The organism is Nocardia wallacei, assembly GCF_029869545.1.
Lineage (GTDB): Bacteria > Actinomycetota > Actinomycetes > Mycobacteriales > Mycobacteriaceae > Nocardia > Nocardia wallacei_A.
In genome coordinates this window covers 1-6,182 of sequence record NZ_JARWQD010000255.1, presented here as the reverse complement: position 1 = coordinate 6,182, position 6,182 = coordinate 1, and the positions used below count along the sequence as shown (strand labels likewise).

The 6,182-nt window shown below is 70.0% G+C and carries 6 protein-coding genes; 4 read left to right on the top strand and 2 right to left on the bottom strand.

Annotated features, from left to right (window positions below):
- Positions 1 to 194 precede the first annotated feature (194 nt).
- A complete protein-coding gene (locus QH290_RS21655) occupies positions 195 to 596 on the bottom strand; it encodes a VOC family protein (RefSeq protein WP_280262724.1) in 402 nt (133 codons plus the stop codon).
- An 80-nt stretch (positions 597 to 676) separates the two neighbouring features.
- Positions 677 to 1,324: a TetR/AcrR family transcriptional regulator gene (locus QH290_RS21650; protein WP_280384781.1), complete on the bottom strand. Its 648-nt coding sequence runs from the start codon at positions 1,322 to 1,324 to the stop codon at positions 677 to 679.
- An 87-nt stretch (positions 1,325 to 1,411) separates the two neighbouring features.
- On the opposite strand from QH290_RS21650, the gene thiD reads away from it, so the two are divergent.
- The 4 genes from thiD to QH290_RS21630 all read left to right on the top strand — a co-directional run bounded on the left by thiD (position 1,412) and on the right by QH290_RS21630 (position 6,102).
- Entirely contained in the window at positions 1,412 to 2,257 is an 846-nt protein-coding gene (gene thiD / locus QH290_RS21645; protein ID WP_280262720.1) for a bifunctional hydroxymethylpyrimidine kinase/phosphomethylpyrimidine kinase, read from the top strand.
- 71 nt (positions 2,258 to 2,328) lie between these two features.
- Positions 2,329 to 2,814 carry a nitroreductase/quinone reductase family protein gene (locus QH290_RS21640; protein ID WP_280384780.1) on the top strand — a complete coding sequence of 162 codons (486 nt, stop codon included), beginning with the start codon at positions 2,329 to 2,331 and terminating at the stop codon, positions 2,812 to 2,814.
- A gap of 67 nt (positions 2,815 to 2,881) precedes the next feature.
- Positions 2,882 to 4,132: a bifunctional glycosyltransferase family 2/GtrA family protein gene (locus tag QH290_RS21635; RefSeq protein ID WP_280384779.1), complete on the top strand. Its 1,251-nt coding sequence runs from the start codon at positions 2,882 to 2,884 to the stop codon at positions 4,130 to 4,132.
- On the top strand, positions 4,129 to 6,102 hold the full coding sequence (locus QH290_RS21630) for an ArnT family glycosyltransferase (RefSeq protein ID WP_280384757.1): 1,974 nt from the start codon (positions 4,129 to 4,131) through the stop codon (positions 6,100 to 6,102). The genes QH290_RS21635 and QH290_RS21630 overlap by 4 nt, the downstream gene beginning before the upstream one ends.
- The last annotated feature ends 80 nt before the right edge of the window (positions 6,103 to 6,182 follow it).

Sequence of the window (6,182 nt, the reverse complement as noted above, 5' to 3'; positions counted from 1 at the left end):
CGGATGCAGTCCGGCGGCCAGCTCGTGCGCGGCCGGTGTTTCGAGCCGATCGAGCTGGTCGCGCAACATGGTGAGGGTGGGTGCGGGCCGGGTCCAGGTGGCGGGCTCGTCGGTGATGCCCGCGGCGGCGGGCGGGGGGCGGGGCCCCCCCCCCCCCCCCCCCCCCGCCCCCCCCCCAGGGCGTCGCGCGCCCGTCAGGCGCGGGCGGAAATCTGTTGCACCGCCCAGCTGTTGCCGTCCGGGTCGTCGAAGAAGAGGAATCCGACGTTGTCCAGGGAACCGTCCGGACTGGGCGCGACCGTCTGGATCTCGCCGACATCCAGGCCGCGTTCGACGAGTTCGGCGCGCGCTGCGGGCAGGTCGGGAACGACGAGTTGCAGGCCCTTGATCGAGCCCGGTTCCATCTTCGGCACCGCCGGGCCGTCGCCGATGACGATCGAGCAGCCCGACCCCGGCGGCGTGAGCTGAACGATGCGCCCGCCGGTGGGGACGGTGGTGTCGTGGTCGACCGCGAAACCGAGCCGGTCGTGATAGAACTCCTTGGCTCGGTCGAGGTCCGAGACGGGGACGATGACGACCTCGAGTGTCCAGTTCATGGGCTTACCTTTCGGTGGGTGCGGCACTGACTAGGACTGGAGACGGTGGGGCCGGGCGGAATTCATCGGCGACGCCTACGTTATCCGCGCGGGCGCCATCGCTCGGCGAATTCGTTCGGCACGGGCGGTGGGCCCGGCAGGTCGCCCGAGGTGGCGAGCCCGTCGATCAGCAGCGCCAGCACGCGACGACGCAACTGTGCGGTGCGCTCGGCATCGGGCAGCACGATCGCCGCGCATGCCTCCAGGATCAGCCCGAGATCCTGCACGGTCGCCTCGGCGCGCAAGGTTCCGGAGGCGTGGGCGCGGCGCACGATCTCCTCGTTCAGCGCACCGGCCCGCTGCACCTCGGGCAGGATCGACTCGTCCGGGGTGAACGTCCCGGCCAGGCGCACCGTCAGCGAGTGCACGTCGGCGTCGACCACCCGACGCAGGAAGTCGACCAGCACCTGCCAGCCGTCGTCCAGCTCGAGCGCCGCCTCCGCCTCCTCGTTGTAGCGGCGCAACCCGTCGTAGCACAGGGTGCGCAGCAGGTCCTCCTTGCTCGGATAGCGGCGATAGAGCGCGCTGATCCCGACCCCGGCCCGCTCGGCGACGGCCGAGATCGGTGCGCCGGAGTCGGCGAGAAAGACCGCGCGGGCGGCCTCGAGAATGATCCCGTCGTTGCGGGCGGCCTGGGCTTTCCGACCGGGCAGGGATTTGCGGGCCGGGGTGTCGGCGGTCTTCGGCATGCACCCAGGATAACATTGAAACGGAATGATCCGTTCTATTCAGAGTCGGTCCGTCACGATCCCCGCGCGAGTCGTAGGGTCTATGTCGTGAAACTGCTGCCTCTGACACCCGACGGCCGGACCCCGGTCCGCGCGCTCACCATCGCCGGGACCGACTCCGGCGGCGGCGCGGGCATCCAGGCCGACTCCCGCACCATGGCCATGCTCGGCGTGCACGCCTGCGTCGCGGTGGCGGCGGTGACCGTGCAGAACTCGGTGGGCGTCAGCGGATTTCACGAGATTCCGCCGCAGACCGTCGCCGACCAGGTGCGCGTGGTCGTCGGCGATATCGGGATCGGCGCGGCCAAGACCGGAATGCTGGCCTCCACCGCGATCATCGAGGCGGTCGCCGACGTGTGCCGGGAACTGGGCATCGGGCGCGAGGGTCCGATCCCGCTGGTGGTGGATCCGGTGGCGGCGTCCATGCACGGCGATCCGCTGCTGCACGCCGAGGCCCTGGATGCGTTGCGGGAGGCGCTGATTCCGCTCGCCACGGTCGTCACTCCCAACCTGGACGAGGTGCGGCTGCTCACCGGCGTGCACGTCACCGACGATCGCAGCGCGCGCCAGGCCGCCGAGGCACTGCACAAGCTGGGCCCGAGCTGGGCGATCGTGAAGGGCGGGCACCTGCGTTCCTCCGATTTCAGCACCGATCTGCTGTTCGACGGCGACAAGTTCCACGAACTGTCGGCACCGCGCATCGAGACCGGCAACGATCACGGCGGCGGTGACACGCTGGCCGCGGCGACCGCGTGCGCGCTCGCCCACGGATACGAGGTACCCGAGGCCATCGCATTCGCCAAGGAGTGGACCACTCGCTGCCTGAAGGCCGCCTATCCCCTGGGCGCGGGGCACGGGCCGGTCTCACCGCTCTGGCGACTGTCCGAAATGTGACACCGGTCCGAAATACGCCAGCCCGTCGAGCGGTGACAGTAGCTGTCCTAACTGCCGGACATACTTCTCCAATGAGCAAAGACAAGCAGGACATCACCTCCTACGACGACCCGAACGCCCCCTGGAACCAGGTGCAGACCGACGAGGACATCGCGAACTGGAACGGTCCGGTCATCGAGGAGTTCCGCGCCAACGCCGGCGAGGTGGGCGGCGCCTACGAGGGCGCGACGCTGCTGCTGCTCACCACGACGGGCGCCAAGAGCGGTAAACCCCACGTGGTCCCGCTCGGTGCGCTGTATCGCGGCGAGACGCTGTGCGTCAGCTCGTTCATCGAAGATCGCTATCCCGCGTGGTGGCACAACGCCAAGGCCAATCCCGAGGTCACCATCGAAATGGGCGGCAAGACCTACCGCGGCCGCGCGCGGGTGCTGGAGGGTGCGGCCTACGACGAGTTCGCCGAATGGGCCCTGGCGAACAATCCGCTACTGGCCGACTTCCAGTCCAAGACCGAGCGGCCGATGCCGTTCGTGATCCTGGAACTCGGCGACCAGATCTGACCCGTTCACAGCAATCTCCCAGCCCGGGCGCAGGGGCGCCGCAGGCTGGTGGCCGAAGTTCGTTGTCATGACCGACACAGCTACGGCCGCTCCGGCGGCGGAACCGGCCGATGCATTAGCGACGCCGGTACTGGATGTGGTGATCCCCGTCTACAACGAGGAGCGCGATCTCGGGATCTGCGTGCGCCGACTGCACGCATTCCTGAGCGCGGGCTTCCCGTTCTCGACGCGAATCACCATCGCCGACAACGCATCCACCGACGACACCCTGCGGGTCTCGCACCTGCTGGCCGACGAACTCGCGGACGTGCGCGTGGTGCACCTGGACCGCAAGGGCCGCGGCCGCGCGCTGCGCGCGGTGTGGGAGGCATCCGATGCGCAGGTGGTCGCGTATATGGACGTGGACCTGTCCACCGACCTCAACGCCCTGCTGCCGCTGATCGCGCCCCTGGTGTCCGGACACTCCGATCTCGCCGTCGGGACCCGACTGGCCAAGTCGGCACGGGTGGTGCGCGGGCCCAAGCGCGAATTCATCTCCCGCACTTACAATCTCATCCTGCGGGCCTCGCTGCGGACCCGATTCTCCGACGCCCAGTGCGGCTTCAAGGCCATGCGCGCGCCCGTGGCCCGGCGGGTGCTGCCGCTGGTGCAGGACGGGGAATGGTTCTTCGACACCGAACTGCTCGTGATCGCCGAGCGCGCCGGGTTGCGCATCCACGAGGTGCCGGTCGACTGGATCGACGATCCGGACAGCCGCGTCGATATCGTCGACACCGCGCGCAAGGATCTGTTCGGGGTATGGCGGGTCGGCCGCGGCCTGGCCACCGGTGCGTTGCCGATCAACGAGCTGCGGGCGGCGATCGGCCGGGAACCGCTGGTGGACGGGGTTCCGCTGGGCATGGTGGGGCAGCTGGTGCGGTTCGGCATCATCGGCGTCGCCTCCACGCTGGCCTATCTGCTGCTCTATGTCGTGCTGCAGCCGCTCACGGGCGCGCAGGCGGCGAACTTCCTGGCGCTGCTGCTCACCGCGATCGCCAATACCGCCGCCAACCGGGCCTTCACCTTCGGCGTGCGCGGATCGAATGCCGCTGTGTCCCACCATGTTCAAGGGCTGCTCCTGTTCGGGTTCGCGTGGGCGCTCACCAGTGGCTCGCTGTTCGCGCTGCACCGCTGGGCGCCGGATGCGCCGGTCGGGCCGCAGCTGCTCGTCCTGGTCGTGGCCAATGCCGTGGCGACGCTGAGCCGATTCGTCGGATTGCGCTGGGTGTTCCGCAATGCGGTCACCGACGGCGCCGTCGCGCCGGGAGGTAACCGATGACGACGACACTCACCCGGCCCGCCGCACCGGTTGCCGCGCCGCCACCCGCCCGCCGCCGCTGGGAGTACGTGGCGCTGGCGGTGCTGCTGATCGGCACCGCGGCGGCCTACTTGTGGAACCTGAATGCCAGCGGCTGGGCGAATTCCTTCTATGCCGCTGCGGCACAGGCGGGTTCGGTGTCGTGGAAGGCGTTCTTCTTCGGATCCTCCGATGCCGCCAACGCGATCACCGTCGACAAGACACCCGCGTCGCTGTGGCCGATGGCGCTGTCGATCCGGCTGTTCGGGCTGTCGAGCTGGAGCCTGCTGCTGCCCCAGGTGCTGATGGGCGTCGCGACCGTGGCGCTGCTGTGGGCGACGGTACGCCGCAACTTCGGCGCGGCCGCGGGCCTGCTGGCCGGGCTGGTGCTGGCCGTGACTCCCGTTGCGGCGCTGATGTTCCGGTTCGACAATCCGGATGCGCTGCTGGTGCTCATGATGGTCGCGGCGGCCTGGGCGATGACCCGCGCGGTCGAGGACGGCCGCTGGCGCTGGCTGGCGCTGTGCGGGCTGTGCATCGGATTCGGGTTCCTGGCCAAGCAATTGCAGGTCCTGCTGGTGGTCCCGGCGCTGGCGCTGACGTATCTGATCGCCGGGCCGCCCCGCCTGGGTAAACGGCTCGCGCAACTGTTCGCCGCTGGAGCGGGCGTGGTGGTCGGCGCCGGGTGGTGGGTGCTCGTCGCACAGCTGTGGCCCGCCGATTCACGACCGTATTTCGGTGGCTCCCATAATAATTCGATTCTGGAGCTGACTCTCGGTTACAACGGCCTGGGGCGGCTCAACGGCAACGAGCGCGGCAGCGTGGGCCCCGGTGGCGAGCTGCCGCCCGGCGGTAACGGCATGTGGGGCAGTACCGGGATCACCCGGATGTTCGAACCCGCCCAGGGCGGGCAGATCGCCTGGCTGCTCCCCGCGGCGCTACTGCTGCTCGCGCTCGGACTGCTGTTGCGCGGCAGGGCCGCTCGCACCGATCGGCAGCGGGCCGCGCTGGTGCTGTGGGGCGGCTGGCTGGTGGTGACCGGGCTGGTGTTCAGCTACATGAAGGGCATCTTCCATCAGTACTACACGGTGGCGCTGGCACCCGCGATCGCGGCGCTGGTCGGGATCGGCGCAATGCTGTTGTGGCGCAACCGGAAACGGTGGTGGGTCCGGGTCGTGGCCGCCCTGACACTGGGGGTGACCGTCGCGACCGCGTGGATGTTGCTGTCCCGCAGCGCCGATTTCGTGCCCTGGTTGCGCTGGGTGGTGCTGGTCGCCGGAATCGTTGCGGCCCTTGCGCTGCTACTGCCGCTGCCGACGCGGGCGGCGCTGGCGGCCGCCGGTGCCGCGGGAGTGATCGCGCTCGCCGGTCCGCTCGCCTACACCGTGGACACCTTGGCCACCGGGCACGAGGGATCGATTCCCAGCGCGGGGCCGCGCATGCCGATGTCGTTCGGGCACGGCATGCCGGAGCGAGCACCCGGTGACGACGGCCCCGTCGTGATGGGCGGCGCTGCCGGTGGCCCCGGGCCTGCCGGAGGCCCCGGCTCGGGCGACGGGGCGCCGGGCGGCGGTGAACGGGGTGGCGGCGGCTTCCTGGGGTCCGCCCGGCCCAGCGACCGGATGGTGGCACTGCTCGAGGGCGACGGCGACGCCTACACGTGGGCGGCGGCCGCGGTGGGCTCCAACAGCGCGGCGGGCTACCAGCTCGCCACGCAGCTCCCGGTGATGTCGATCGGCGGGTTCAACGGCAGCGACCCGTCGCCGACGCTGGACCAGTTCCGCGAATACGTGGCCGAAGGCAAGATCCACTACTTCATCGGCGGCGACCGCGGACCCGGCGAACGCTCGGGCACCTCGACCAGCGCCCAGATCACCGCGTGGGTCCAGGAGCACTTCACCGCCGCGCAGGTGGACGGTGTCACCGTCTACGACCTCACCCAACCCCGCTGAGGAGGATCCGTGGGGTGGGGCGCGCACAGGCCGGGGGGGGCGCCGGCTAATTAAACTCCAGGTTTGATGGAGAACGCTGG